Below are 1,783 nucleotides of genomic sequence, written 5' to 3' on the forward strand. Positions count from 1 at the left end.
ACTTACCATTCAAATCCGTGTGCATCCACGCGGAGCGTTATAATTCAGTCGGAGCTTGAACTCCCACTGAATTGTAAATATGTACCCACCGCCTACGCTTTTTCAAGCTTAGAGGCGGGGGACATCTCCGACTGAGTTATATGGTTGTACAAAATATTACAGAAAATAACATTTCTTTTATAGTTGCTGTGCTAATTGCTATCCTAATTTTCTTATTGTCATAATCATAATAAAAGTATACAATACAAGAAGAATACTACGATAAAATTTTACAGGAGGAGTACAAATGAACACAACAACATCCGAAATAATAAAAGAATTACGACAAAGGCAAAATCTAACACAAAAAGAATTGGCTGATATCATTGGTGTTAGTGATACTATAATAGCTGATTTGGAAGAAGGAAAGGGCTTGCCAGACACTGAATTAATTGAGAAATTATCAAAAGCATTAAATATATCTATAATAGAACTTATAAATGGCAAATACATAACTAATACTAACACAGCAGGCAATATGTTAAAATCAAAATTTTCGGTGTGTCCAATTTGCCAAAATATAATTCATTCATTGGGAGAGAGTGTAAATTGCTGCTGTGGTATTACTTTGCAAGTTTTAGAGCCAATACCCGAGAATGAAAAACATACAATGAATTGTGAGATGGTTGAAAACGAATATTATGTTTCAATGACTCATGGTATGACTAAAGAACATTATATGTCATTTATTGCGTATGTAACTGATAATAGATGTGAGATTGTAAAGCTATACCCAGAGCAAACGGCAGAAGCTAGATTTTTAAATAGAGGAAAAGGCAAATTATATGCTTATTGTAATTTGCATGGATTATTTGAAAAGAAAATATAACCACTTTTTCTAGTTAGTCAATTGGTGTTTTGAGAAAAATGTGAATAGTATAACAAAAAGTACCAGGAATTTTGTGAAAATTGTCCCTAAATATTATAGGAATTTTGTGATATAATTCAATCTGATAGGTGTCCCACACTTTAGTGTTTATATCGTAAGTGGTGGGCATACGTATCCAATTCAGTGGAAGTTCAAGCTCCGACTGAATTATATGCTCCAAGTGGATGTACACGAATTTGTATATGTAATTTGTTGCTAACATTTGACAAATCTGGCATGCAAGCGGGGCTTGACTAAAATAGAGGTGATAAAAATGAATCGACTACCAAGAAAAATAGATCAATATTTGAATGATTGGAAAAAAGATAAGCACAAAATGCCATTGATTGTTAAAGGTGCAAGGCAGATAGGAAAAACAGAGGCTATAGAGAATTTTGCAAAGAATAATTATAAAAATGTAGTGGAGATAAATTTTGCACTACAAAAGCAATATTTAGATATATTTGACGATGGATTTGATGTAGATGAGATTATAAAAAATATCTCTTTTAAGAATCCTAATTTTAGATTTATACCAAAAGAAACATTGATTTTTTTTGATGAACTTCAGGCGTGTCCTAATTGTGCAACATCATTAAAATCATTTAATAAAGATAAAAGATTTGATGTAATTTGTTCGGGTTCATTAATGGGTATAAGTTACAAAGAGATAGAGTCAAATAGTGTAGGAAATAAGATTGACTACACTATGTATTCATTGGATTTTGAGGAATTTTTGTGGGCAAAGGGATATAAACAGGAACAAATTGAAGATATATATCAGTGTATGTTAAACACAAAGCCACTTGGTAAGGTACAATTTGAAGTTATGATGGATAATTTTAGAGAGTATATGGTAGTTGGAGGAATGCCTGC

Annotated in this window: 2 protein-coding genes; both read left to right on the forward strand. The window is 31.8% G+C overall.

Annotated elements, in window-relative coordinates; translation table 11 throughout:
* Positions 1–286 precede the first annotated feature (286 nt).
* Positions 287–868: a helix-turn-helix domain-containing protein gene (locus tag J6Y29_04090; GenBank protein ID MBP5427052.1), complete on the forward strand. Its 582-nt coding sequence runs from the start codon at positions 287–289 to the stop codon at positions 866–868.
* 313 nt (positions 869–1,181) lie between these two features.
* The coding region (locus tag J6Y29_04095; GenBank protein MBP5427053.1) for an AAA family ATPase at positions 1,182–1,783 on the forward strand (602 nt) is incomplete at its 3' end.

The organism is Clostridiales bacterium (genome assembly GCA_017961515.1).
Lineage (GTDB): Bacteria > Bacillota > Clostridia > Acetivibrionales > RGIG10202 > RGIG10202.

Coding starts and splice junctions, on each gene's coding strand:
- J6Y29_04090 (MBP5427052.1), top strand. CDS start 287: ATGAACACAACAACATCCGAAATAATAAAAGAATTACGACAAAGGCAA.